Raw genomic sequence first — 25,716 nt, forward strand, 5'->3', positions numbered from 1 at the left:
GTACACGGACCCTGCGCTTGCTGACGGCCAACATCCAGGCCGGCTCAAGTACCCGCCGCTACAGCGACTATGTGACCCGCAGCTGGTCACATGCGCTGCCGGCGGGTCGCAAGCGCAGCAGCCTGGACGCGATCGCCACCCTGGCGCGCGAACATGACATCGTCGGCCTGCAGGAGGCCGACCCTGGCAGCCTGCGCTCGGGCTTCACCAACCAGACTCACTACCTCGCCCAGCGCGCCGGCTTCAACTACTGGAGCCACCAGCCGAACCGGCGCATGGGCGGGGTCGCCTCCAGCGCCAATGGCCTGCTGAGCAAGCTGGAACCGGTGGAAGTGCAGGACCACGCCCTGCCCGGCCGCATCGGCGGGCGTGGCGTGCTGCTGGCCAAGTTCGGCGACGGTGCCGATGGCCTGGCGGTGGCGGTGGCCCATCTGTCGCTGGGCGCGGGATCGCGGATGTCGCAGCTGGGTTTCATCGCCGAGCTGCTGTCCGACCATCCCAACGCCGTGTTGATGGGCGACTTCAACTGCCTGGCCGAACGCCCGGAAATGCAGGTGCTGTACCAGAAGACCCGGCTGCAGCCCCCCGGCTGCATCGTGCCGACCTTCCCCAGCTGGCGCCCCGACCGCGCCATCGACCATATCCTGGTCAGCAGCGGCCTGCAGACCCGCACCGTGGAAGCCGTACCGGCCGCGTTCTCCGATCACCTCGCGCTGGCGATGCAGATCGACGTCCCGGCCAACGCCCTGCGCTGACCATTCCTGGTGGGTGCCAACCTTGGTTGGCACGCTCTCCGCCGGGCATGGCCCGGCGCTACCCGGCCTGCACCACCGGTACCTTCAACCGCCGCGCGGTCATCGTGCTGCCCACCGAGGCCAGCACCGTGCAGCCGATCGCCAGCCACTGCAACCCGTGCAGGTGCTCGTGCAGCAGCAGCATCGCCCACAGCGCGGCCACCGCCGGCTCCATGCTGATCAGGATGCCGAAGGTCTCCTTCGGCAGGCGCTTGAGCGCCATCATCTCCAGCGACATCGGGATCGCGCTGGACACCAGCGCCACCAGCAGACCGGCCGCCAGGATCTTCGGATCGAGCAGCGCGGCACCGGCATGCACCACGCCCACCGGCACCACCACCAGCGAGGCCGCCAGCAACCCCAGCGACACCGAATGGCCGGCGTGCAGGTGGCCGGCACGCTTGCCGAACACGATGTACAGGCCCCAGCACGCCGCTGCGCCCATCGCATACAGCACGCCGGCCGGATCCAGCGCCGGGCCGCCGCCGATCGGCAGCAACAACAGCAACCCCACCGCCGCACAGCCCACCCAGAGGAAGTCGATCGGTCGTCGTGATGACAGCATCGCCACCGTCAGCGGCCCGGTGAACTCGATGGCCACCGCGATGCCGAAGGGAATCGTGCGCAGGGCCATGTAGAACAGCAGGTTCATCAGGCCCAGGGTGAGCCCGTAGCGCAGGATCGTGATCGCATCCACGCGGCTGGTCTTCCAGCGCCACGGCCGCCAGAACAGCAGCAGCAACAGCGCCGAGAAGCCCACGCGCAGCGCGCTGGTGCCCTGGGCGCCGATCAGCGGGAACAGGTGTTTTGCGTAGGAGGTGCCGATGGCCAGCGAGGTGACCGAGCCAAGCACCGCCAGCGCCGGCAACATCGGCGCAAGTCGTGAGGTCTGCATGGGCAAAGTCTATTGCGCCAGCGCCGAGCACTTGGCTCAATTGACAGCCCGTTCGTGCAACTTCTGCTCGCCATGGCCACCGCCCCCGTGCTCGACAGCTTCGACCGCGCCATCCTCGACCTGCTGCAGCGGGACAACACCCTGCCGCAGCGCGAAATCGCCGAGGCCGTGCACCTGTCCCCCCCGGCCGTGCAACGCCGCATCAAGCGGCTGCAGGACAGCGGCGTGATCGCGGCCAATGTGGCAGTGATCGATGCCGCAAAGATCGGCCGGCCGCTGACCATCATCGTCGAGGTGCGCGTGGTCAGCGAGCAGCGCGAGCGCGTGGCGCCGTTCAAGCGCCGCGTGCAGGACGATCCTGCCGTGCAGCAGTGCTACTCGATCACCGGTGACGGCGATTTCCTGCTGCTGCTTTCGGCGGCATCGATGGAAGAGTACGAGGCGATCACAGAGCGGTTGTTCGGCGGCGATGACAACATCGAGCGCTTCCGTACGTCGGTCGCGCTGGGTACGTTGAAGCGCAGTTTCGAAGTGCCGCTACTACCGGTTCCGTAGCGTCGGAGATCATGAACACATCGCCCTCCCCTGCCCGTCGCCTGCGCCGCTGGCTGCTGCGTGGCCTATGGCTGGCCATCGCCATCGTCGCCGCGTTGATGCTGTGGAACAGCCCGTGGGCCGCTGCACCGAAGCTGCTGTGGACACTCTCACGGATGCCTCCGGCCACCGAACTTCCGGTGCCGGTGGAGGGTGTGCGCCCCCGCCAGATCGCCGATACCTTCGGCGCACCCCGTGGCCGTGACCGCTCCCACGCCGGCATCGACATCTTCGCCAAGCGCGGTACCCCGGTACGCAGTGCCACCGCCGGCGTCATCGCGGATGTCAGCGAGCGCGGGCTCGGTGGCCGCCAGGTGTGGGTGATCGGGCCCGGGCGCGAGCGCTACTACTACGCCCATCTGGACGACTGGGCCGAGGGCCTGGCGCGCGGCCAGGTGGTCCAGGCCGGCGACCTTCTCGGCCACGTCGGCGACAGCGGCAATGCCAGGGGCACGCCGCCGCACCTGCACTGGGGCATCTACGGCGCCGATGGCGCCCGCGATCCACTGCCGCTGCTGCGCTGAACCCGGTTTGTAGCGCCAAGCCAGCTCGATACCACGGGGCAGCGGGCCCATTCGTTCACGATTTGTAAATAGGAATAGTTCGTATTACCATTTCTTTCGTTTCCGGTGGTGCCAGGACGGCCTACCCGCCCGTTTCCCACCCGTAGCGCCTCGCCTTCTGGATGCCGGCCGAGCGCGCGTGCTCGTCCAGGACCCCCATGACCCGTTCCGCCATCCGTACCCCGCAGCCGCAGCGGCTGTCCGTCGCCGTGCTCGTTGCACTCTGCACCCTGGCCCCGGCCGCCTTCGCCGACACCGCCGCCGACCCGACCACGCTCGACAAGGTGGTGGTCAAGGGCGAACGCGCCGAAGGCTATTCGGTGCGCCGCACCTCGGCCGGTACCCGCTTCGACCTGGCGCCGCGCGAGATCCCGCAGTCGGTCAGCATCATCAGCCACCAGCGCATCGAAGATCAGAAGCTGGACGACATCATCGACGTGCTGGCCAACACCACCGGCGTGACCAGCACCCAGTCCGACAGCGAGCGCACCGAGTTCTACGCGCGCGGGTTCTACATCGACGCCTACCAGTTCGATGGCCTGCCCACGCAGATGGTGCAGAACTGGAGCTATGGTGACTCCGGCCTCGATCTGGCCCTGTACGACCGCGTGGAAGTGGTGCGCGGTGCCACCGGCCTGCTCAGCGGCGCCGGCAACCCGTCGGCATCGGTGAACCTGGTGCGCAAGCACGCCGACAGCGCCGAGCTGGCCGGCAGCGTATCGGTAAACGTGGGCAGCTGGGGCCGCACCCGCACCACGGTGGACGTGGGCAGCGCACTGAACGCCAGTGGCACGGTGCGCGGCCGCGTGATCGGCAGCTACCTGGACACCGACGGCCAGATGGACCGCTACAACCAGCGCAAGACGCTGGGCTACGCCGTCATCGACGCCGACCTGACCCCGGATACGCAGTTGAGCGTGGGCTACGACTACCAGCAGAAGCGCGCCAATGGCGCGACCTGGGGCGGCTTCCCGATGCTGTACTCCGATGGCTCGCGCACGGGCTACGACAAATCGTTCAACGCCAGCCCGAACTGGACCTACTGGGATACCACCAGCAAGCGCGCCTTCGCCACCCTGCAGCACGCCTTCAGCAACGGCTGGAAGTTCAAGGTGGGTGCCACGCATGATGAGACCAAGGCCGACGACAAGCTGTTCTACCCGGCCTACAACGACTGGACCACGGGCGCATCGAACTTCGACAAGGCCACCGGCACGGGCATCTCGCCGTCCGCGGGTTTCTACAACACCGAGCGCAAGGTCACCGGCGTCGACGGCTACGTTGATGGTCCGTTCCAGCTGTTCGGCCGCGAGCACCAGTTCATGGCCGGCCTGAGCTACAACAAGCGCAAGTACGCCAACTACGGCGACTACCAGGTCGGTGGCGCGGGCCAGACCTGGGACCCGTTCGCCAGCTATCTGAACTGGACGGGCAACATCAGCGAACCGAACTGGAACCCGCTGGCACTGGCCAGCGAGGGCACCATCACCCAAAAGGCCGGCTACGCGGCGGCACGCCTGTCACTGGCCGATCCGCTGAAGCTGATCATCGGCGCCCGCTACACCGACTGGAAGAGCGAGGGCGAAGGCGCCGACCGCGCGCACAAGGTCACCACGCCCTACGCCGGCCTGGTGTTCGACATCAACGGCAGGTACTCCACCTATGCCAGCTACACCGAGATCTTCCAGCCGCAGACGCTGAAGGACCGCAACGGCAGCTACCTCGATCCGGTCGATGGCAAGAGCTACGAAGTGGGCGTCAAGGGCGCATGGTTCGACAATCGCCTGAACGCCTCGCTGGCCGTGTTCCGCATCGAACAGGACAACGTCGGCCAGGCCACCGGTGAACCCGTGCAGGGCAGCCAGAACGAGTTCGCCTATCGCGCCGCGCGTGGCACGGTCAGCCGTGGCTTCGAGTTCGAGTTGAACGGCGAGCTGGCACCGGGCTGGAACGCGACTTTCGGTGCTTCGCGCTATGTGGCCAAGGACATCAACGGCGCCGACATCAACACCAACCTGCCCCAGACCGCACTGAAGCTGTTCACCAGCTACACCCCGCAGTCGCTGCAGGAACTGACCGTCGGTGGCGGTGCCAACTGGCAGAACCGCATCTACTACCCGGTACCGGCCTACGGCCGCATCGAGCAGAGCGGCTACGCACTGGTCAGCGCCTTCGTGCGCTACCGCATCTCGCCGGAGTTCAGCGTGCAGGCCAACCTCAACAACCTGCTGGACAAGAAGTACCTGTCGCAGATCAACGGCTACGGTGCGTACGGCGATGGCCGCAATGGCTCACTGACGTTCACCTGGGCGTTCTGATGGAAATGGCGCCGGGCCTGCCCCGGCGCCATCGCGTTGCGGCGGCGACCTTGCAGGTGTAGCTTCGCGCACACGGTGGCCAGCAGTCCTGCCCCGTGCCATGCGGACACATGATGCGGTTCCACTCTCAAGGACGACCGGCCATGCGTACCGGTACGAAACTCGGTCTCTCGCTCACGGCACTGCTCCTGTCGCTGCCCCTGATGATCATCACGGGCAATGGCTATTTCATCCTGCTGCTGTTGGTCGGACTACCTGCCGCGATCCTGTTCTGGTTCGACCTCGGCCGGGAACTGCGGGCCCTCCCCACACCCAGCCGCGCTGAGCGGGCGCTGGGTCTGGCAATGGGCGTTCCGCAGGTGCTGTTCGGGCTGTCGTGCGCGGGAATCGGCCTGATCCTGGTGATCTGGATCCTGTACAACCTGTTGATCGAATCCCGGCCGCACTTCCGCGTTCCGTCACTGCCAGGGTTCGCAGTCGGGCCGATGATGATCGTGATTGGGCTGGGTTGGGCCCGCACCGCGTTTCGCCGCGTGGCGCCCCAGCATGACAGTGTCGAACAGGAGGCTCCGGACCAGGACATTCCGGATTGACCGCCGATGATGGCCGGTGCCGGGAACATCCCGGCACCGGCCGCTTGCATCAGAACCGCAGGTCCGCGCGCAGGTACCAGTAACGGCCACGCGGGATGTCGTAGGTCGAGGCGTCGTACCCGTTCAACGAGCACGACAGGCAGATCGGCGGATCCTTGTCGAACACGTTGTTCAGGCCCGCGGTCAGCTGCAGCCCCTTCATCCAGTCGATCTTGTAGCCCACCTGCATGTCGTGGAAGGTGGTGGCCGAGAGCGTGTTGGTGCCGGCGGCCTGGTTGCTGCACACCGGGAATGCAACGGCATCGCCGCAGTTCTCGGTCAGCTCGGAGATGTGCCGCACCGTCCAGTTCGCACTCCAGCGGTCCATCGTCCAGGCGATGCTGGCGTTGCTGGTCCACTCCGGAATGGAGCTGTCGGCCACTTCCACGCCCGGCTTCTGCGGCTGCTTCTGCCCGGCCGCGCCGGTGGCTTCGTAACGGCCGACGAAGGTGTTCTTCCAGGCCAGCTTGAACTGGCCGACGGAAGTCTGCGGCAACGTCCAGAACAGGTCCACGTCCCAGCCGTCGGTCTTGATCGAGCCGAGGTTGGTCAGGCGGTTGTTGAAGCTGCTGACCGCACCGGTGCTGGCGCGGGTGATGCCATTGCAGTACACCGGATCGAGCGTGTCCACGCACAGGTCCAGCTGGGTCTGCGCGTTGATGGCCTGGATCGCACCATCGATGGCGTGGCGGTAGAAGGTCACTTCCACGTCGAAGCGCTCCGACCACGATGCGTTGTTGCCGAACCACGGGCTCCACACGAAGCCGGCGCTGAAGCTGCGCGAGCGCTCGGGTTCCAGCTCGCGGTTGCCGCCGGTGGTCACCGAGATCTGCGAATTGGCCTGCTGGAAGCCGGCCGGCACGCCCAGCGCGGCACAGTTGCCGGCGCTACCACGCGGCGGCGTACCGCCCAGGCCCACCGAGCACGGGTCGAACAGCTGCAGGTCGGCGCGCGCGGCCGAGCCGTACAGTTCGCCGATCGACGGCGCACGGAAGCCCTCAGCATAGGTGGTGCGCAGCACGAAGTCGTCGGTCACCTGCCAGCGCAGGCCGTACTTGGGCGTGAACTCGCCGCCGAAAGTGGAGTAGTCCGAGTAGCGGCCAGCCAGGCTCAGGTCCAGCTTCTTGCCCAGCGGCGAGTCGGCGAAGATCGGGACGCTCAACTCCAGGTACGCTTCGTTGACGTCATACGAACCAGACGTCGGCTGCGACGGCACGCCGTTGTAGTGGCCGATCACCGTCAGCGGATCAGGCTGGTACCAGCCCTTGTACTTGCGGTACTCGTAGCCGCTGGCGAACGACACCGGACCGGCCGGCAGGGTGAACAGGTCGCTGGACAGGTTGGCGGTGAACAGGCTCAGCTCATTCTGGCTGCGATCACGCACCACCGGCTGGATCCACTTCAGCATGTCCGGGGTGATCGAGCCGACGCCGCCGAAGATGTTCAGCGGCACGCAGCCCGGCGTCGCCGCGCACACCGCCGGATCACCCAGCGCCATGTTGACGTTGTAGATGTTGTAGCTGCCGTAATTGGTCTGTTCGGCCTTGTTCTTGCTGTACATGCCGTTGACATCCCAGTACCAGCTGCGGTCGGCGGCATGGAAGTTGCCGACCAGGCCGGTGGCCACGTAGGTCGTGTTGACCTCCTGCTTGAACACGCGCGCGCCACCTTCGACCGGACGGCGGCCGATCAGGCTCATGTTGCCCGAGGACACCAGGTCGAAGCCGAACGGGTTGTACGGGTTCAGGCGCGAGACCACGATGTTGTCGGCCAGCGGGTTGCCGGTGGCACCATCGGGGCCGAAGAACAGCGGCTCGGGGCCGGCCTGGTTGGTCGACTCGCGGCGGTTGCCCAGCGCCTTGATGTACCACTGCACGTTGTCGGTGATGTCGAAGCGGAACTGGCCGAACAGGCCCTTACGCTCGGACGGGGTCAACACCATGTTGTATTCGGCGAAGTTGAAGCGGTCGGCGCTGGTGAAGCAGTGGTAGTCGTCGGTGCGGTTGCAGCCGGCGCTGCCGTCGTAGCGTGGGCTGCTCACACCGGTATTGGGCACGATGTCCTGCTCGGCGCCGGTATTGGGGTCGACGAAGGCGAAGCGGCCCTGCGGAATGCCGCCGCTGCCAAAGGCCAGGCCGGTGCCCGGAATCGGGAAGCGCGACTGCTCGCGGTCGCGGGCGAACACCGGGTCCTGCTTGGTCCAGCTGGCGCCCAGGAACAGGCTGTAGCGATCGCCACTCTTGCCCCACGCCAGGTCCACGCCCTTCTGCGTGCCGTCGCCCTTGCTGTATTCGCCGTAGTTCAGGGTCACCTGGCCGCCATCGAAGTCGCGGCGGGTGATGATGTTGACCACGCCGGCGATGGCGTCGGAGCCATACAGCGACGATGCACCGTCTTCCAGCACCTCGATACGCTCGACGATGGCCAGCGGAATGGTGTTGAGGTCGGTAGCCGCGCCCACGCCCGATGCCGACGACTCATTGACCCAGCGGATGCCGTCGACCAGCACCAGCACGCGCTTGGCACCGAGGTGGCGCAGGTCGACCTGTGCCGAACCAGCACCCACGCCGCTGCCATCCGGCGGGAAGCCGAAGTTGCCGGATGAATTGAACTTGGCATTGAGCGCCGAACCGGAACCGGTGAGCTGCTGCAGCACCTCGCTGATCGAGTTCAGGCCGGTGCGTTCGATGTCGCCGCGGGTCAGCGTCTGGATCGGGACCTGGCCCTCGACCTCAGCGCGCTTGATGCGGGTACCGGTGACTTCCACCGCGTCGAGGTTGGTGGTGGATTGTGCAGCGGCACCCAAGGGTGCCAGGGCCATCACGCACAGCGTGACGGCAACCGCCAACGGGCGGTGGTGCAGGTGCTTCATTCGCTCTCTCTCCAAAGGAATGTCGGGACATGGGCTGCCGCGCTCCCCCCTGCATGGCGGCAGCGTCTCCTTTGTAAACAAGCGGTAAAAATCACGGCGTGATGATCGACACTCTTTCACGCGGAATTGACGCAATTGACGGCCATTTGCGACAGATGAGGGCCGTTTAGAACCGGACGGTACTGTTCACCGCCCTCCACGTTGATGCCGGCTGCGACAGCGCGCGCCGAGATCCGCCACAGCTCATCAAGGGGACTTGTCGGTGCAGGCGCTAGTGGCCGGGCGCGTCGACGCGTAGCCCATGCTGGCTCACGGCCAGCAGCACGCGCGCCATGTCTCCGTAGTCGGTGTCGTCGGCGGTCGCCAGGTGCACCCAGGGGCGATGCTGCTGCGGCATCTGTTGCGCCTGCGCAAGGTACTGCTGCAATGCGGGGGCATCCAGCGGCTGGCCATTCCAGAACACCGCGCCCGCTGCGTCGATGCGCAGGTTGATCGGCTGGGGCGAGGACGCCGGCCAGGGTGGGCACGAGGTGCGCTGCTGGAACGCCAGCAGGCCGGTCGCCTGCGCCATCGGCAGCGTGGTGACCACCAATGCCAGCAGCACCAGCAACACATCCACCAGCGGTGCCAGATTGGGGGTGGCCATCAGTGAGGTCGCGCGCTGTGTCCCGTATCGCATGCCACGTTCCCTCGCAGGAAGAGCGGCCCGCCGATGGCAGGCCGCCCGTTGCGGGATTCACCGCATGAAACTCACCGCACGAAGGCGATGCGCTCCATGCCGGTGGCCTCGGCCGCAGCCAGGATCCGCGCCATGCCTTCGTACTCGGCCGACGGATCGGTGGCGATGCGCAGCTCCGGCAGGTTGCCGGCATGCTCGCCGGCCTGCGCCTGCAGGCGCGCCTGCAGATCGCCGATGGCCATCGGCTGGCCATCCCAGCTCAGCTGGTTCGACGCATCCAGGCGCAGCTCGATCGGCGGCGGCGGTTCGGGGCGATCGATCGTGCGATCGGTGGCCTGTGGCAACTGCACGGCAATCGGCCGGGCCACGATCGGCGCGGTCACGATGAAGATGATCAACAGCACCAGCATCACATCCACCAGTGGCGTGACATTGATGTCCGCCAGCGGGCCGCTTCTTCCTGCGCTACTGAACGCCATGTGCCGCTCCCTGCAGCCGGGCCGTTCGCCCAAGACCGACGTTACGACGCCTGCGATCACCTGCGGCAGTGGCCTGCGCGGGTTCATTCAGCTGTCGTTGCCGACGCCCGGCGTGCACGCAATGCGAAACTGAATTCAGCCATTGCCCGCTATGCTGCCCGCCATGACCCGACGCTCTTCGACCGCCCTGTCCCTGCTGCCCTTGGCCACCACGCTGCTGATCGGCTGCGCCAATGCCCAGTCCCTCGATGCCCAGAACGCGCAGCTGAAGGCCGCGATCGCGGCCGCCGAACGCGGCCAGTTCGATCCCGGCCAGGCCGCTGCACTCAGCCGCCATCCGGCTTACGGCTGGCTGGAGTACGCCAACCTGCGCCGCAACATCGACACTGTCGATACCGCGCAGGCGCAGGCCTTCCTCAAGCGCTACGACGGCCAGGCCGTGGCTACCACCTTCCGCGGCGTGTGGCTTCCCTCGGTCGCACGCCGCCAGGACTGGCCGACCCTGCTCGCCAACTGGGTGCCCACCGACAACGCCGGCCTGCGCTGTGCGCAGCTGACCGCACGGCAGGTGACCGGCAAGGTTGATCCGCAGTGGATCAGTGAAGCGCAGGATCTGTGGCGCAAGAACGGCAAGTCGCTGCCGGACGGCTGTGATGCCGTTTTCGCCGTGCTGCAGGCCCAGGGTGGGCTGAGCGACGCCCTGCGCTGGGAACGCATCGATGCCGCCGCCGACGCGCAACAGCCGGCAGTGATGCGCAGCGCCGCACGCGGCCTGCCCGCCACCGACCTGGCACTGGCCAACAACTACGCTGCCTTTGTCGACAAGCCCAACGCCAGCGCGTTGAACTGGCCGCGCAACGAGCGCAGCCGGCGCATCGCCACCGATGGCCTGGCCAAGCTGGCCAAGGCCGATCCCGGCGCCACCGAACAGCAGCTGCCGCAGTATGCGCAGGCACTGGGCCTGAGTGCCGACCAGCAGGGCCAGGTGCTCTACCAGATCGCACTGTGGACGGTGGCGTCCTACCTTCCGGATTCGGCGCGCCGCCTCAACGCGGTGCCCGAATCGGCGTATGACGAGCGCCTGCACGAATGGCGCGTGCGCGAAGCGATGTCGCGCGGCGACTGGCCAGCGGCGCTGGCCGCGATCCGCAAGATGGGCAGCAAGCAGCGCAGCGATCCGCGCTGGCGCTACTTCGAAGGCCGCATGCTGGAGAAGACCGGCCAGGCCCAGCAGGCGCAGCCGCTGTTCCGCGAGGCCGCGCGTGCACCGACCTTCCACGGTTTCCTGGCCGCCGACAAGCTGCAGCAGGGCTATACCCTGTGCCCTTGGAAGCCGAACGACAGCGCGCAGGCACAGGCGGTGATCGCGCGCGATCCGGCCATCCAGCGTGCGATGGCGCTGTACCAGATCGATCGCGCCGGCTGGGCCGTGGCCGAATGGAACAGTGCGCTGTCGCGCTTCGATGACACCCAGCGCCGCCTCGCCGTACGCGTGGCGCAGGACAACGGCTGGTTCGACCGCGCCGTGTTCGCGCTCGGCAAGCAGCCGCAGGAACAGCGCCTGTACGACCTGCGTTTCCCGCTGCACCACGACGCCACCATCCGTCGCGAATCGGCGCGCAACGCGATCGATCCGGCCTGGGTGGCGGCGGAGATCCGCGCCGAGAGCACCTTCACCCCGCGCGCGCGCTCGCCTGCCAACGCCATGGGCCTGATGCAGGTGCTGCCGGCCACCGGTGCCGGCGTGGCCAAGTCGATCGGCCTGACCGGCTACGGCGGTGCCGACAGCCTGTACGACCCTGACACCAACATCGCCATCGGTACCGCCTACCTGCGCCAGCTGATGAACAAGTACGACGGCCTGCCGTACGTGACCATTGCCGCCTACAACGCCGGCCCGACCCCGACCGCGCGTTGGCAGGGCCAGCGCCCGGGCTTTGATCCGGACCTGTGGATCGAGACCATCAGCTACAAGGAAACCCGCGAGTACGTCGCCCGCGTGCTGGCCTTCAGCGTGATCTACGACTGGCGCCTCAATGGCGATGCACTGCCGCTGAGCGACCGCCTGATGGGCCGCCTGGTGGACAAGCGCAAGAGCTTCAGCTGTGCAGCCAACGCTGACCAGGGCGGCGACTGATCGCACCACGGTCGTGCCGGCCGCTGGCCGGCTTCGGCCATTATCCAAGGGTTGCCGGCCAGCGGCCGGCACTACCCGGCATCCGTTTCCCGGGGAGGGGAAAGCGATGAGCCTGCTGGCCTGGATCGGGATATTCGCCGCCTGGAGCCTGTTCGCCACCTGGGTGCTGCGCTGGGGTGGCGCGGCCTGGATGGAAGGCTGGAAGTCGCTGGCCTTCATCGACAGCTGGGGCAGCCTGTGGGACGAAGCGCAGATCAAGCTCTATTTCCTCTGCCTGTGGATCGTCTACGGCCTGTGGTTCCTGGCCGGCCTGTTCGTACCGGAGTGGCGCGGTTTGCCGTGATGCCGTTGCATCGGTAGTGCCGGCCGCTGGCCGGCAGCTTCGGGATGACTGCGGTTGCCGGCCAGCGGCCGGCACTACCGATGCTCATGCACCTACCGTGCGATCATCCCCCCATGAAGATCTATCTTGTCGGCGGCGCCGTACGCGACCGCCTGCTGCAGCGCCCTGCCGGCGACCGTGACTGGGTGGTGGTTGGCGCCACGCCCGCGCAGATGGAAGCGCAGGGCTACACCGCCGTCGGCCGCGATTTCCCGGTGTTCCTGCACCCGAAGACCGGCGAGGAATACGCGCTGGCGCGCACCGAGCGCAAATCCGGCCGTGGCTATCGCGGCTTCGTGGTCGATGCCGATCCGGCGGTGACGCTGGAAGAAGACCTGCAGCGCCGCGACTTCACCATCAACGCGATTGCCTGTGACGAAGACAGCGGCACGCTGGTCGATCCTTACGGTGGCGTTCGCGATCTTGAGCAGCGCGTGCTGCGCCACGTCGGCCCTGCGTTCGTGGAAGATCCACTGCGCGTGCTGCGCGCGGCGCGCTTCATGGCGCGCTTCGCGCCACTGGGCTTCACCGTCGCCGAAGAGACCATGGCGCTGATGCGCGAGGTCGCTGCCAGTGGCGAGCTGGACGCGCTGGTGCCGGAACGCGTCTGGCAGGAACTGCGCAAGGCGCTGGTCAGTGAACGGCCCTCCGCCTTCCTGCGCACGCTGCACGATGCGCAGGCACTGGGCCCGATCCTGCCCGAGCTGGAAGCGCTGTATGGCGTGCCGCAGCGTGCCGAATTCCACCCGGAAGTCGACACCGGCATCCATCAGGAAATGGTCAGCGACATGGCCGCGAAACTGGCACCGGGTGATGACCTGGTCGGCTTCGCTGCCCTCACACACGACCTCGGCAAGGGCCTGACCCCGCCGGAGGAATGGCCGCGCCACATCATGCACGAGCAGCGCGGCATCAAACCGCTGAAGGTATTGTGCGCGCGGTTGAAGATTCCCACCGAGCACCAGCAGCTGGCCGAAGCGGTCTGCCGCGAGCACTTGAACGTGCACCGCATCGACGAACTACGCGATGCCACCGTGCTGGAACTGCTGGGCCGCTGCGATGCATTGCGCAGGCCAGAACGCGTGGCCCGCATCGCGCTGTGCTGCGAGGCCGACAAGCGCGGCCGGCTCGGCTTCGAGGATGCCGACTACCCACAGGGCGAAACGCTCAAGCGCCTGCATCAGGCGGCGCTGTCAGTGCAGGCGCGGGATCTGGATACCACGCATCTGAAAGGTCCGGCCATCGGTGAGGCACTGGCCAAGGCGCGGGTGAAAGCCATCGCCGCCGCCCGCTGAAGCACCGGGTAGTGCCGGTCGCTGGCCGGCACCTTCACATCTCCCGTCTATCGACGGCGCTTGCGCGAAAAATGGTCGACAGCATGAGCACCCAACAAGATGGGTTGCATCAAGAGGAACAGCCATCCACCCAACCGGAGCGTCTCCACCGGATTGAACCGGGTGATGAAGAATGCGACCAGTATGAATACGACTAGAAGCCCAAGCTCGTACACAAGGAGAGATCGATTAAAAAATCTCATCACTTCAACCTGTCCTCAGCGATTTTCTGTCCAGTTCCAACTGCGGCATCAGCACCGCGTTGGCCCGCATTAGACAATGCACCCTGTACCGCCCCTTGCTTTGCTCCAATTGCGCCGGCGCTCGCAGTCGCCTCTGCAATATGTGCACCGATGCCAGCAGGTGAACTCACTGGCGCCTTCATCATATTACTCACTGCCCCTTGAGTAGACGCCTGCGAAAAGTCTCCAGCGAGTTTTCCAATTCCGCTGCCCGCCAAACTGCCAACACTCCCGCCGACAGCCGATAAGCCCAGTTGAGCGCTTGTCACTGGTGTTCCTTCGATTGCGCCCTGTGCAGCCGTACCCGCAACACCAGTCGCGGCACCCACCGTCGCTTGAATTGCTACGACCTGACCGATCGAAATCGTCCCTCTCGCCAGGGCTCCAACCACCAGGCCGCCGGTACCACCAGTTACAACTCCAGCAACGCCGGCAATTGCCAGCTCTGTCTTGTTGATTGGCTTTCCGGGATTCATGTACTTCTGAATCCCATAGTCCACCGCCATGCCACCGGCGCCTCCAAACAGGGCTGGGCAGATTGGACAACGGCCATCAGGATCTTTGAATGTGTAGGGTGAGTTGAATCCATATGCATAGGCATTGAAATGTCTCCCATCTCCATTCCCGTACATTGTGACTGGATCCACTGACAAGAAACGCCCCAAGCCTGGATCGTAATAGCGCTGCTGCATGTAGCTCAGCCCAGTCGCCGAATCACTCACGTGCCCGGCGTAACCCACTCCATCTTCAATACCAGTTCCAATCTGCGCTCCGTACGGCTCATAGCTATAGCGCTTTGTCACCCGGCCAGTCTCATCTGACTCGGCAACTACTGACCCCAGAGCATCAGTATGAATATATGTAACTGTTTCCGCTTTGGATTCAAAAGCATAGATTACAGAGAAAACAGCGAAAACTAGACCAACACCTATCGACCGCATAGCTACTCTCTCCTTGAACAGCATATTCGCTCTTAAGCTCTTCACCAATGCTCTTGCTCTTACATTCCCAAATTGAATGGCATATCAATGCCTAGCAGCGAGGAACGAAGAGGACGGTTCGATTTCTATGCCATCAATCTCAATGCGCCATGCCACGTGTGATCGCTGCAGCCCGCTGCTTCAGCTGGGCCACGGCATCGGGAATCATCTCCATGCCCACGTCCAGGCCCGGGTTCAGCACCAGGCCGACGCCGTCGCCGATACCGGCCAACAGCGCGTGCACCGCAATCGGCATGGCATGGGCGAACTGCGGCAGCTGCTCGTGCCACAGGCCAGCACGCTCGGGCGCGGTGAACACCGCGAACATCGGCTCGCCGCTCTCGCTGGTCAGCACCAGCGGCGAGATGCTCTCGTCCCAGGCGCCATCTTCACCAATGGCCTTGTCCAGCAGCACGAACGCCGTCGAGGTCAGCAGGCCGTCGAGGAACTGCGCTGCGGTCAGCGTGCCGTCCTGGGCCTGCAGCAGGCGCACCTCGAGGTCGTTGAGGGGTTCGAACGGGGTGTCGTGGTCCATGGTCGGTTCCGGTACGTGATTGCAGGACAGACTTTAACAGCCCCGGCCCTCAACCGATGAATCCGTGCCGCCACAGCCAGCCCAGCGCGGCCAGCCCGGCCACGACCACCAGCATCAGCGGCAGGCCGAAGCGGTGCCGCCACGGGATCGGTACCCCGCCCAGCTGCTGGTCCATGGTCTCGGTATCCAACACCCAGCCGTGCGCGCACCGGGTGCAGGCCAGTTCGTAACGGCGCTGGTAGGTGAAGCCGAACAGCAGGTCGATGCGCGCCATCTTGTAGCGCAGCTGCGGGGCGAACTCGGTTTCCGTCTGGCAGCGCAGGCAGTGATGCGCTTCGGTGGGGCCGACGATCACCACCCGTTCCTGTTGGCCGATCAGGATCATGGCTCAGTGGCCCTGGCAGGCGGGCTGGGCCAGCAGCCACGCTTGGGCGGCAGCCACGGTGGCGGCCTCCCCCTCCACGCGCTGGTCGGGCTCGATCTTCAAGCCATCACCACGATCATTGCGGTCCCGCATCACGCTGGTGGTCAGCAGCAGGCGACTGCCATCGGCAAGCGTGTGCACGACATTGCCGGTGGAGACACCTGCGGTTGGCTGGCCGAAACTCCGCGCCTGCGGGCGGCCACGCCACGCCAGCACCGAGGCCTCGCCCGAACTGCCGGTGCGGGGCCCGAACAGCACCGCCACCGGCGCGCCAGGCTGCCGCAGCACATAACCGGACTGGCCGAAATCCAGCAATGGCTTGCCTGCCAGCTGCACAGCGGTCGCCGTCAACGTCCAGCGCTGCGGCCCGTGCGCGGTTTCGAACGAGCCGACGTCCTCGTTGTTCACCACCGAGGTGCGCAGCAGCGGGGCCATGCCCAGCAGCATCGGCCACATGGCGCCACCGCCGTTGTCCCGCAGGTCGACGATCCAGCCACAGCGCGCGCCGTCGTCCTTGCTGCGGATGACCTGCTGCCAGCGCGCGGCACGCTGGATGTCCTGACGGAACTTTTCCTGCGGCGTCGCGCCGGGCGTGGAGGCGTAGCCCTCGATGACCACCCAGCCGATGCGCGCATCCACCGCATCAGCGGCCTTGGCCCGGTCCACGGCGGCGGCGCCGGCCTGCTGCGCACGTGCAAGGGATTCGCGCTGGCGCTGGGGCGTGGTCCATGCACCATGGTGGCCGGTGCTGAGCGCAATGACTTCGCGCAGAACGGCCAGCCGTCGCGCGGGGTCGCCCTGCGCCGATTGCAGGCGTACGCGAGTGGCGGGCCAGTCCACCCGGTCGCGATACAGCGCCTGGCGTTCAAGCAGGGCGAGGATCTCGGCCTGGGCCTCCGGCGAGGGCACCTCGACCACGCTTGGCGTATCGGCCATGGCGCCGGTCGCCAGCAACACGAGCAACAGCGCGCCGATGCGACGCACTCCCTTGCAAACCTGCATGCGACGTTTCCTTGTCGTTGAATCAGGACCGCAGCATAACCGGGGCATGATCGCTTGCGCCACGCGCGAACTGTCGTGTCTGACTCTGCCGCGACCTGCAGTAAAGCAGGCGCCAGGCGATCGCAACATTGCAACTTTGCCCATGTCATCGCGGTGTACAACGCGCCAAGGTGGCCCCGTCGGCGCTTCCTGCGCTGACCGGGATTGGCGTCCTGAATGAAGCTACCTAAAGGCGGGCTTGCGTCCATGTCGCAGGCTCGAATACTGCGCCGTCTGTCGTTCTGCGGCGGGCGGTGCGTGGGGATCCTCCCGATCCGCCGGCTTCGTTTCCTTTGGGTAGCTTCACCGGCACGCCAACCCGCACCGCCCGCCACCTTGCACCCCGCAGGTGGCCTTGCCCTGTGAGGTTGCCGCCATGAACACGCCCTACCCCACCTATCCACGCCTGCAGGCACTGCTCGGCGCAGCATTGCCCGGTCTACATCTGCCCAATGCCGCAGCCGAAGCGTTGGAGGACGCACTCACCGATACCCACGAACAGGCGCCGCCATCGGCATTCTTCGCGCGGTTGCGCGGCATCGCGCACAACCAAGCGGCCGATGGGCAGCCGTGGCGCGAGCGGCAACTCAGCGAGGCGCGCGGTCGGGAACTGGCCGAGGCCACGCGCTGTCTGGCGGCGTTGTCTGCGTGTGGGGGTGTGTTGCTGGCCGCACAGTCGGCACGCGAGATGGACGATGCGGCGGCGCAGTGCCCGCCGCAGGTGGAGGAAGGGTTGCTGCATGCGGTGGTGGTGCTGGCCGATCATGCCGGGGCGTTGGTGGAACCGGATGCGTGCGCACCGCCGCTGTAGAGCCGAGCCTTTGCTCGGCTGCGCGGAGGTCGCGGTGTCGGTGGGTTCTGTGCCGACCAAGGTCGGCACCTACCAGAGCAACGTCATGGCAGCGGAGGGCATCGTGTCGACCAAGGTCGACACCCACCAGAGCGGGTCATGACATCCATACCCGGCGCTACCAATCCGCGCGCAGGCCGATGTTGCCTTCGATGATGCGGCGCTTCTCGTTGCGGTCGCCACCTAGCTCGCGCGTGTAATCGGCCACGGCATAGGCGCTGATCGTGCGGTTGAAGCGCCCGACCACACCCACGCCGGCTTCCAGTGCGCGCGAGCGCTGCGAATTGACGATCACGTCATCGTCGAAGCCGATGCGATCCTCGCCGGAACGGCCATGCCAGTAATTGAGCTTGAAATACGGCTGCCATCCGTTGTCGGCCAACTGGTAATCGCCGCCCAGGCGCAGGCCGATGCGGCCGGTCCAGGCATTGTCGTTGTCGAAACGCACGCTCGACACCTCATCGCGGCGGTCGTCCAGCGCGGTGCGCTGCCAGATCACCTGCACCTGTGGTTCCAGCCACCATGCGGACTGACCGAAGTGCAGCAGCGGCTTGCCGGCTTCCACCGATACGCTGGTGCCATCGCCCTTGATGCCGAAGCCAAGCCCGCGCGAGGAACGTACGCGGCCGTCGTAGCGGCTCTGCATCGCCACGGCGTCGATGTAGCCCCCACTGCTGTCGGTGAACGTCCAGTACAGGCCCACGTGCTTGTCGTCCAGGCGGTTCTGGCCCACCTGCACATTCTCCCAGCCCAGCGCCAGGCCGGTGGTCTTGCCCTGTGCGCGGGTGCGGCCAACGAACACGCCGATCTGGTTGCGATGATTGTCAGACGCTGCGGCCCACACATCCAGACCGGCCTGCAGGCCCATCACATCGCCATCGAAGCCCGGCTGCGCATCCCCCTTCCAGTGGATCTCGCTGCTCTGCCCCACCAGACGGCCCCAGGCAGTGCGGAATGCGCCCTGGTTGTACAGCAGGCGCTGCTCGCCCTGCCGTTCGTGGAACGTGCCGAGGCTGGCCAGCGAGGTCTCGCGCAGCAGCGGCGGCACCACGGCGTAGGTGGCGGTCTCCACGCGGTACAGCGGCACCACTGCGCCCTCGGCGGGGCGTGCACCCGGCGTCGGCGGCGCACCGGTACCGGGCAGGCTGCCACCCGCCACCGGCACGTCCGGCACCGCCGGGTCGCTGGGCGGCGCCACCGGAGCGGGTTCCGGTGGTGGCGGTGGCGGCGCGGTCTCGCCCGCGGTCAGGTCTGGATCGGTAGCGCCTTCGGGCGGCGGTGGCGGCGCCGGGGTGATTGGCGGTGGCGGTGCCACCGGCGGCGTCAGGGGCGGTGGCGTGGCACTGCCGCCGCCATTGGGTGCCGGCGTCGGCCCGGTCACCAGCGTCGAGCGCAGGTACCAGTTCTCGCTGGTACCGGCACTGACACCGCCCTTGAACAGGAAGTACTCGTAGGCACCGGCCGCGACCGGTGCGAACAGCGAGAACGCGCCCGGCGCGGTACGGCCACCATTCAAGGCCTGCACCACCAGGATGCCATCGGCCAGCGTGGCCGCGCCGCTGCCGCCGGCATTGAGCACGCCGATGCCGGTGGTACCGGTGGCAGTACCGCCATCAACCACCAGGCGGTCGCTGGTGGAATTGTCCGCGCCCAGCACGGTGCGCAGGTACAGGCCACCACCGTCACCGCGATAGTTGCCGCGCACGGTGAACACATCCCCGGCGCCGGCACCGGTCAGGTCGATGCGTCCGGCATTGACCATCTCCACCAGTGCACCACTGTTGAACGGGCGGATGGCATGCCCCCCACTGCCCGCGTAGACGGTACTGGTGTCATCCACCGTGAGCGTGCCGGTGCCGGTGCCGCTGTCGCCCAGCACCAGATCACCATCGAAGCTCAGCTCGGTGCTGTTGGCCAGGCGGATCGTCTCCCAGTTCTGGAAACGCCCTACGCCCGCGGTCTTGACGTTGCTCAGGTTGAGCTGGTCGATGCCACTGCCACCATCGAACAGCGGTATCGCACCGAGGTTGCCCTGGTTGAGGTTGCTGAGGTTGGCCACGTCATTGTCCGGGCCCATGTCGATCGCGCCGTAGACGATGCCGCCGCCATTCCAGTTGAAGGTGTCGTTGCCGGTACTGAGCAGCACCTGGCCACGCACGGTGCCGTCGGTGATGGTCACGCTGTCATTGCCGCCGCTGACGCTGATGTTGCCACCGATGTAGGCCGTACCCGAGATGATGATGGTGTCGGTATCGAAGCCGGTCACCACGTTGCCGTCCACGGTGCCGCCGGACTGGTCCCACAGGTTCTTGTCCAGCTTCATGTTGACGCGGCCGATGCGGCCACCGGTCATCCACGCCTGGTCGCCATCCTCGAACGCGCCGATGATGCGGCCACCGCTCATGCGGAACGTATCGATGTTGTCGCCCTGCTGCAGCGCGCCGATCGTGCCGCCACTCATGACGAAATCGTCGCGGCCACTGCCCTGCGCCACCACACCGGTGACGGTGCCGCCAGTGACGGTCATCTGGTCATCGCCGCTGCCCTGGTCGACGCTGTCGATGGTGCCATTGCTCAGCAGCAGCACATCATTGCCCTCCCCCTGCAGGACACCGCCGGTGATGCTGCCGGCCTGCATTTCCAGGCGATCGTTGCCCGCATCGAACTGTACGCCGGTGCGCCCGCTGATCGTTCCGCTGTTGACCAGCACGCTGTCGCCGGCGCCAACGAACTGCAGGGCCGTGTTGTTGCCGGTGCTGATGCTGCCGGTATTTTCGACGCGGCTGCCACCGCCAAGCTGGACCGCCACGCCACCCACCGAACTGATCGCGCCGAGGTTGGACAGCAGGTGCCCGCCGGCCCCGACCAGCGAAATCGCGCTGCCACCACTGCTCTGTTGCAGTTGTGCCGTGCTGGCGACATTGACGGTGATGCCGGCCGCACCAGTGGCAGCGACGGGGACGGTCTGCGGATTCGGCGCGTTGGCATCGCAGGTGACCGTCTGGCCTGCGGTCGGGGTGGCATTGTCACAGCCGGCCCAGGCGACACTGGCGGTCAGCAGCATGACGGACGGGACAGCCAGGGCCTGCCACACGGAAACAGTGAGGCGGCGCGGGCGGAAAGCGCGCGGGACGGCACGGGACATACAGCACTCCTGGACAGGGGATCAGGAACTGCGGGGATGCGGTACTGCGAAGGCAGTCTGCCGTGTGGTGAATGGTTTCGATAGGTGAAATTGAGTGCCAGTTATCACAGTTCAGATGCGAACTTGATCGGGCATCACCTCGACTCTACGTGGCTGAAACCGTTCATCAAGGCGGCGATCGCAAGCCCGCGGAGAGCATCCACGCATGGCGTGGATCTACTGACCATTCCGCCTCCATCGCGTTCGCCCCTCGCCCGGTAGATCCACCCCATTCACCGATGAAACACATCGCACAGTAGATCCACGCCATGCGTGGATGAGACCGCCGACACACCGGGTTGATCCACCCCATGCACCGAGGAAACACAGCACACAGTAGATCCACGCCATGCGTGGATGAGGTGCCCTCCCGGGAAGGGTCAGACCCCCTTCCTGCGGAAAGGGATCCGACTCCGTGCCGTCAGATCTTCAGATAGATCTTCCGCCGGTCCAGCCACCACGCCACGCCCCACCACAGCGCGACGAACACCAGCGCCTGCAGCATCGACGCCAGTTCCAGCGACTGCGGCATCGCGTTGGCCAGCTGCTGCCAGATCCAGCCCCAGGCGCCGGTTGCCATCAGCACCACCGACATCACCGATGCCCCCAGGTACGCGGTGATCGCGTTGACCCCGAAGCGCCGGCCCAGCGCCGGCCAGCTCTTCTGGTCGATCAGCACATGACCCAGCCACAGCGCCAGCGCGGCCAGGCCGCCGGTCCACAGCACATAGCTGGGCGTCCACAGCTGCTTGTTCAGCGGCAGCACCGTAGCCAGCAGCAGGCCCAGCACGCCGGTTGCCACACCCAGGCCGGCCAATGCCGCCGAACGCCCGTTGCGCAGCAGGCCTCCGGCAAGCAGGCCAAGCACCGTGCTGGCCAGCGCGCCCAGCGTGCTCAGCAATCCTTCCGGGTCATGTCCGAGCCCGGTATCGGCATGCCACTGGTAGATCCACGGTGCGAACAGCGTGGTATCCAGGCGGCTGGCCGGATTGGTCCACGGCGCCAGATCGCCGACGCCCAGCAGCAGCACGGTATACCCCACCAGCAGACTGACCAGTACGGCCGCCTGTGCGCGCGGACGGGCATACACGGCCAACACCCCCACCAGCGCCGCACATACCGCGATTCGCTGCAGCACGCCCCAGATGCGGAAGTGATGGGTATGCAGTGCCCACCAGATCAACAGGTGCAGTAACACACCCGCTAGCAGGATGCGCAGCGCGCGCTCCAGCACGCCACGCGCCAGCGCTGGACGTGCAGCGGCATCCAGCGCGCGCGGTGCCACGCTGAAGGCCATCGACACGCCTACCAGGAACAGGAAGAACGGGAACACCAGGTCGGTGGGCGTGCAGCCATGCCATTCCGAATGGCGCAGCGGTGCGAACACCGCACTCCAGTCACCCGGGTTGTTGACCAGCAGCATCGCCGCCACGGTGATGCCGCGCAGGGCATCGATCGAGCCCAGGCGGCGCGGCGGCATACTTCCCTTCAAGGGATCGGCCATCAGGCGGCCTCGTACTGTCCGGCAATCCAGGTACCACGCACCTGCAGGGCGTCATCCAGCAGGACCAGGTCGGCCTGGTAGCCCTCGGCGATGTGGCCGAGGCGGTCGTCGACGTTGAGGAACTGCGCCGGATAGGTCGAGGCCATGCGCGCCGCTTCGGCCAGCGGTTGGCCCAGCAGCTGCACGGTATTGCGCACGGCGGTGGCCATGTCCAGTGCAGAACCGGCCAGCGAACCGGCGGCATTGCGCACCACGCCATCGATGGCGGTGATGGTTTCGCCATACAGCACGTAGCTGGGATCATCCGCACCGACCGGCGGCATCGCATCGGTCACCAGCAGCAGGCGGCCGCGCGGCTTGGCCGCCAATGCCACGCGCAGGCTGGCCGGATGCACATGCACGCCATCGACGATGATGCCGATCCAGCTGTCGCGGTCTTCCAGCGCAGCGCCCACCGCGCCGGGCTCACGGCCCTGCAACGGCGACATCGCGTTGTACAGATGGGTGAAGCCGCGCACGCCGGCATCCAGACCCTCGCGGATCTCTTCGTAGGTGCCTGCCGTGTGGCCGGCGGCAACGATCACGCCGCGCTCGACCAGCGCACGGATCGTCTCCAGCGGCACGCGTTCCGGTGCCAGGGTCAGCAGGGTCACGCCGTTGTCGAGCGATGCGGCCAGCGCGATCTCTTCTTCGTCCGGCACGCGGAACTTGCTGGCATCGTGCGTGCCCTTGCGCGCCGGCGCGATGTACGGGCCTTCCAGATGGATGCCGATCACGCCCGGCACCCCCTGCGCGATGGCCTCGCGCAGCGCACCGATGGCCTCGCGCATCACGCCCACGTCATCGCTGATCAGCGTCGGCAGCATCGCGGTGGTACCGAAACGACGGTGCGCCTGCGCGATGGTGCGCAGTGCCGCCACGTCCGGCGTGTTGTTGAACAGCGCACCGCCACCACCGTTGACCTGCACATCGATGAAACCGGGCAACAGCCAGCCACCGCCCAGGTCCACCTGCTCGGCGGCCTGGCCGAGCTGCGGCGCAGCGTCAGGCAGCAGCGCGCTGATGCGACCGTCCTCGATCACGACCGCCAGATCGTCGCGGAACTCATCGCCGGCGAGAATGCGGGCGTTGCGCAGCACCGTTGCCATCACACCGTCTCCGTAACCTTGTTCAGATGCGGCGGCAGATCCGGGTTGAAGCCACGACGCAGCGCCAACGCGTTGATCGCGCGATAGAAGCTCTGCACGGTCAGCAGCGGTGCGCATAGCGGGTGCGGCGCGGCGGCCACCGGCAGGTTGCCACCGGCACCGGCCATCCACACCTGCGCGCCGCGTGCGGTGAACTCATCGACCACCGCACGGGTTCCGGCACCAGTTTCGTCCGGCTGGGCGAAGGCCAGCACCGGGAAACCACGGCCGACCAGCGCCATCGGGCCATGCTTGACCTCGGCCGAGCTGTAGGCTTCGGCGTGCAGGCTGCAGGTTTCCTTGAACTTCAGCGCCGCTTCCTGCGCCGCGCCCAGACCCAGGCCACGGCCGAGCACGAACAGGTTGGTGGCATCGACCAGGCCTTCGGTCACCACGCTCCAGTCGCACTGCCAGGCCTCGCGCATCGCGTCCGGCAGCAGGTCCAGCGCCGCACGCAGGCTGCTGTCCTGCTTCCAGTACGCGGCCAGCTGCAGCAGTGCCGCCAGCGAGGCCAGGTAGCTCTTGGTGGCCGCCACGCTCTTTTCGGCACCGGCATGCAGCGGAATGACCGTGTCGGCCAGCTGCGCCAGCGGCGAATCCTCGACGTTGACCAGCGCGATCACGCGCGCACCGGCGGCCTTGGCAGCTTCCGCGTTGCGCAGCAGGTCCGGGCTCTTGCCCGACTGCGAAATGACGATGAACAGCGCACCGCGCAACTGAAGCGGCGCGGCATAGACCGAACCCACCGACGGCGAAGCCGATGCGACCACCAGGCCCAGCTGGGTTTCCAGCAGGTATTTGCCATAGGTGGCGGCATGATCGGAGCTGCCGCGTGCGCAGGTGACCACGAACGGCGGCGGCGCGGCGCGCAGGCTGGCGGCCAGGGTTTCCATGGTGGCGTGGTTGCGCGAGAACTGGCGCGCGACCACGTCGGCCGCTTCAGCGGCCTCGGCGAACATCAGGGTGGACGTGGGGTCTGACAGCGACATGGCAGGCTCAGGCAGGATCGGAAGGAAGGGGGCGTGCGCCGGCCGGGCGCATCGGCGCGGTCGAACCGCGCACCACCAGCTGCGGCACGAAGCCCTGGTTGTGCAGCGGCGCGGGCGCGTCGTCATAGGCGTCGCTGCGCAGCTGCGCGATCAGCAGGCGCGCGGCATGGCGGGCGATGTCTTCGGTGGCCTGCTTGGCGGTGGTCAGCGGCGGCCACGACTGGCGCGAGAATGGACTGTCCTCGAAACCGGCGATGGACAGGTCGTACGGCACGTTCATGCCGGCTGACTTCGCGGCGGCCAGCACGCCGGCGGCGATTTCGTCGTTGGAACCGAAGATGGCGGTGGGCGGTTCGCGCAGCGCCAGCAGGCGGCGCGCACCGCGGAAGCCATCGTCGAAGGTGTAGTCGCCCTGCACCACCAGGTGCTTGTCCACGGTCATGCCGTAGTCCTTCAGCGCGGCTTCGTAACCGGCATAGCGCTCGCCCGAGGAACGGTGCGAGATGCCGCCCCAGAGGAAGCCGATGCGCTGGTGCCCCAGCTGGATCAGGTGCTCGGTGATCTCGTAAGCGGCCTCGCGGTCGTCGACGAACACGCAGGCACCGTCAGCCGGGTCTTCGGTGGCGGCGATGATGCGCACCAGCTTGATGCCACGCGCGGTCAACGCCTGGATCAGGTCGCGGCGCTCGGACATCGGCGCGGTCAGCACCAGTCCGGCCAGGCGCGAACGCTGCACCCAGTCGGCCAGTTCATCGGCCAGCAGCGGCGAGCTGGAATCGCAGGGATGGATCTGCAGGCCGAAGCCGGTCTCGCGGCAGGCGGCCAGCACGCCGTTCTGCACGCCGATGATGTGGTACGGGTTCGGGTTGTCGTAGACCAGCCCGATCACGAAGGTGGTGCCGCTGCGCAGGTTGCGCGCGGACGGATCGGGCTCGTAATCGAGTTCGGCGATCGCACGCAGCACCCGCGCACGGGTGGCCTGCATCACCGAGGGCTCGTTGTTGATCACCCGCGAGACCGTCTTCAGCGAGACCTTGGCCTTCTCCGCAACGTCCTTGATGGTCGCTCTGCGCATGGGTTTTCCCTGGGGTTGGCTGCCGT

General features: G+C 66.7%; 22 protein-coding genes. 9 read left to right on the plus strand and 13 right to left on the minus strand.

The window, feature by feature from the left end; all coding sequences use genetic code 11:
* Positions 1–17 precede the first annotated feature (17 nt).
* The gene (locus DFO63_RS08715; RefSeq protein ID WP_182474396.1) at positions 18–755 is read left to right on the plus strand and encodes an endonuclease/exonuclease/phosphatase family protein; all 738 of its coding nucleotides are present in this window, start codon (positions 18–20) and stop codon (positions 753–755) included.
* A gap of 58 nt (positions 756–813) precedes the next feature.
* Here the strand turns inward: DFO63_RS08715 and DFO63_RS08720 are convergent, their stop codons facing one another.
* Positions 814–1,689 (minus strand): EamA family transporter, encoded by an 876-nt coding sequence (locus DFO63_RS08720; RefSeq protein WP_032128972.1) that lies wholly within the window; start codon positions 1,687–1,689, stop codon positions 814–816.
* A gap of 72 nt (positions 1,690–1,761) precedes the next feature.
* On the opposite strand from DFO63_RS08720, the gene DFO63_RS08725 reads away from it, so the two are divergent.
* The 4 genes from DFO63_RS08725 to DFO63_RS08740 all read left to right on the plus strand — a co-directional run bounded on the left by DFO63_RS08725 (position 1,762) and on the right by DFO63_RS08740 (position 5,757).
* Entirely contained in the window at positions 1,762–2,244 is a 483-nt protein-coding gene (locus DFO63_RS08725) for an Lrp/AsnC family transcriptional regulator (RefSeq protein WP_049442868.1), read from the plus strand.
* Positions 2,245–2,255: 11 nt separating this feature from the next.
* Complete coding sequence (locus DFO63_RS08730; RefSeq protein ID WP_049442867.1) at positions 2,256–2,807, plus strand: M23 family metallopeptidase; 552 nt, start codon at positions 2,256–2,258, stop codon at positions 2,805–2,807.
* A gap of 197 nt (positions 2,808–3,004) precedes the next feature.
* Positions 3,005–5,164, plus strand: a complete 2,160-nt coding sequence (fhuE, locus tag DFO63_RS08735) for a ferric-rhodotorulic acid/ferric-coprogen receptor FhuE (protein WP_049442866.1) — start codon at positions 3,005–3,007, stop codon at positions 5,162–5,164.
* A gap of 143 nt (positions 5,165–5,307) precedes the next feature.
* Positions 5,308–5,757 (plus strand): hypothetical protein, encoded by a 450-nt coding sequence (locus DFO63_RS08740; RefSeq protein ID WP_119006779.1) that lies wholly within the window; start codon positions 5,308–5,310, stop codon positions 5,755–5,757.
* A 49-nt stretch (positions 5,758–5,806) separates the two neighbouring features.
* On the opposite strand, the gene DFO63_RS08745 is transcribed toward DFO63_RS08740, so the two are convergent.
* The 3 genes from DFO63_RS08745 to DFO63_RS08755 form a co-directional block, all read right to left on the minus strand.
* Positions 5,807–8,668, minus strand: a complete 2,862-nt coding sequence (locus DFO63_RS08745) for a TonB-dependent receptor (RefSeq protein ID WP_049442864.1) — start codon at positions 8,666–8,668, stop codon at positions 5,807–5,809.
* A 271-nt stretch (positions 8,669–8,939) separates the two neighbouring features.
* Positions 8,940–9,314 carry a biopolymer transporter ExbD gene (locus tag DFO63_RS08750; RefSeq protein ID WP_233490800.1) on the minus strand — a complete coding sequence of 125 codons (375 nt, stop codon included), beginning with the start codon at positions 9,312–9,314 and terminating at the stop codon, positions 8,940–8,942.
* 104 nt (positions 9,315–9,418) lie between these two features.
* Complete coding sequence (locus DFO63_RS08755; RefSeq protein WP_014038483.1) at positions 9,419–9,826, minus strand: biopolymer transporter ExbD; 408 nt, start codon at positions 9,824–9,826, stop codon at positions 9,419–9,421.
* Between the two features lie 151 nt (positions 9,827–9,977).
* On the opposite strand from DFO63_RS08755, the gene DFO63_RS08760 reads away from it, so the two are divergent.
* From DFO63_RS08760 to DFO63_RS08770, 3 genes are all read left to right on the plus strand, one after another.
* A complete protein-coding gene (locus tag DFO63_RS08760; protein WP_049442861.1) occupies positions 9,978–11,963 on the plus strand; it encodes a transglycosylase SLT domain-containing protein in 1,986 nt (661 codons plus the stop codon).
* A gap of 106 nt (positions 11,964–12,069) precedes the next feature.
* Positions 12,070–12,306: a hypothetical protein gene (locus DFO63_RS08765; RefSeq protein ID WP_049442860.1), complete on the plus strand. Its 237-nt coding sequence runs from the start codon at positions 12,070–12,072 to the stop codon at positions 12,304–12,306.
* A 113-nt stretch (positions 12,307–12,419) separates the two neighbouring features.
* Positions 12,420–13,640 carry a multifunctional CCA addition/repair protein gene (locus DFO63_RS08770; RefSeq protein WP_049442859.1) on the plus strand — a complete coding sequence of 407 codons (1,221 nt, stop codon included), beginning with the start codon at positions 12,420–12,422 and terminating at the stop codon, positions 13,638–13,640.
* A gap of 241 nt (positions 13,641–13,881) precedes the next feature.
* Here the strand turns inward: DFO63_RS08770 and DFO63_RS08780 are convergent, their stop codons facing one another.
* The 4 genes from DFO63_RS08780 to DFO63_RS08795 form a co-directional block, all read right to left on the minus strand.
* Positions 13,882–14,886, minus strand: coding sequence for an RHS repeat-associated core domain-containing protein (locus DFO63_RS08780; protein ID WP_080347447.1), 1,005 nt, complete (start codon positions 14,884–14,886; stop codon positions 13,882–13,884).
* A gap of 115 nt (positions 14,887–15,001) precedes the next feature.
* The gene (locus DFO63_RS08785; RefSeq protein WP_005419309.1) at positions 15,002–15,436 is read right to left on the minus strand and encodes an SseB family protein; all 435 of its coding nucleotides are present in this window, start codon (positions 15,434–15,436) and stop codon (positions 15,002–15,004) included.
* 49 nt (positions 15,437–15,485) lie between these two features.
* Positions 15,486–15,821, minus strand: coding sequence for a hypothetical protein (locus tag DFO63_RS08790; protein ID WP_049442857.1), 336 nt, complete (start codon positions 15,819–15,821; stop codon positions 15,486–15,488).
* Between the two features lie 3 nt (positions 15,822–15,824).
* The gene (locus tag DFO63_RS08795; protein ID WP_119006780.1) at positions 15,825–16,862 is read right to left on the minus strand and encodes a S41 family peptidase; all 1,038 of its coding nucleotides are present in this window, start codon (positions 16,860–16,862) and stop codon (positions 15,825–15,827) included.
* A 415-nt stretch (positions 16,863–17,277) separates the two neighbouring features.
* Between DFO63_RS08795 and DFO63_RS08800 the strand changes: the two genes are divergently transcribed.
* A complete protein-coding gene (locus tag DFO63_RS08800) occupies positions 17,278–17,712 on the plus strand; it encodes a hypothetical protein (protein WP_049442855.1) in 435 nt (144 codons plus the stop codon).
* Between the two features lie 157 nt (positions 17,713–17,869).
* Here the strand turns inward: DFO63_RS08800 and DFO63_RS08805 are convergent, their stop codons facing one another.
* From DFO63_RS08805 to DFO63_RS08825, 5 genes are all read right to left on the minus strand, one after another.
* The gene (locus DFO63_RS08805) at positions 17,870–20,896 is read right to left on the minus strand and encodes an autotransporter outer membrane beta-barrel domain-containing protein (RefSeq protein ID WP_119006781.1); all 3,027 of its coding nucleotides are present in this window, start codon (positions 20,894–20,896) and stop codon (positions 17,870–17,872) included.
* A gap of 460 nt (positions 20,897–21,356) precedes the next feature.
* The gene (locus DFO63_RS08810) at positions 21,357–22,439 is read right to left on the minus strand and encodes a heparan-alpha-glucosaminide N-acetyltransferase domain-containing protein (protein WP_259337412.1); all 1,083 of its coding nucleotides are present in this window, start codon (positions 22,437–22,439) and stop codon (positions 21,357–21,359) included.
* Positions 22,439–23,587 (minus strand): N-acetylglucosamine-6-phosphate deacetylase, encoded by a 1,149-nt coding sequence (gene nagA / locus DFO63_RS08815; RefSeq protein WP_101766084.1) that lies wholly within the window; start codon positions 23,585–23,587, stop codon positions 22,439–22,441. The genes DFO63_RS08810 and nagA overlap by 1 nt, the downstream gene beginning before the upstream one ends.
* Positions 23,587–24,615, minus strand: coding sequence for an SIS domain-containing protein (locus DFO63_RS08820; RefSeq protein WP_049442851.1), 1,029 nt, complete (start codon positions 24,613–24,615; stop codon positions 23,587–23,589). Before DFO63_RS08820 ends, nagA begins: the two co-directional genes overlap by 1 nt.
* Positions 24,616–24,622: 7 nt before the next feature.
* On the minus strand, positions 24,623–25,690 hold the full coding sequence (locus tag DFO63_RS08825; protein WP_006391719.1) for a LacI family DNA-binding transcriptional regulator: 1,068 nt from the start codon (positions 25,688–25,690) through the stop codon (positions 24,623–24,625).
* Between the last annotated feature and the right edge of the window lie 26 nt (positions 25,691–25,716).

Source organism: Stenotrophomonas sp. AG209 (genome assembly GCF_003550055.1).
Taxonomy (GTDB): domain Bacteria; phylum Pseudomonadota; class Gammaproteobacteria; order Xanthomonadales; family Xanthomonadaceae; genus Stenotrophomonas.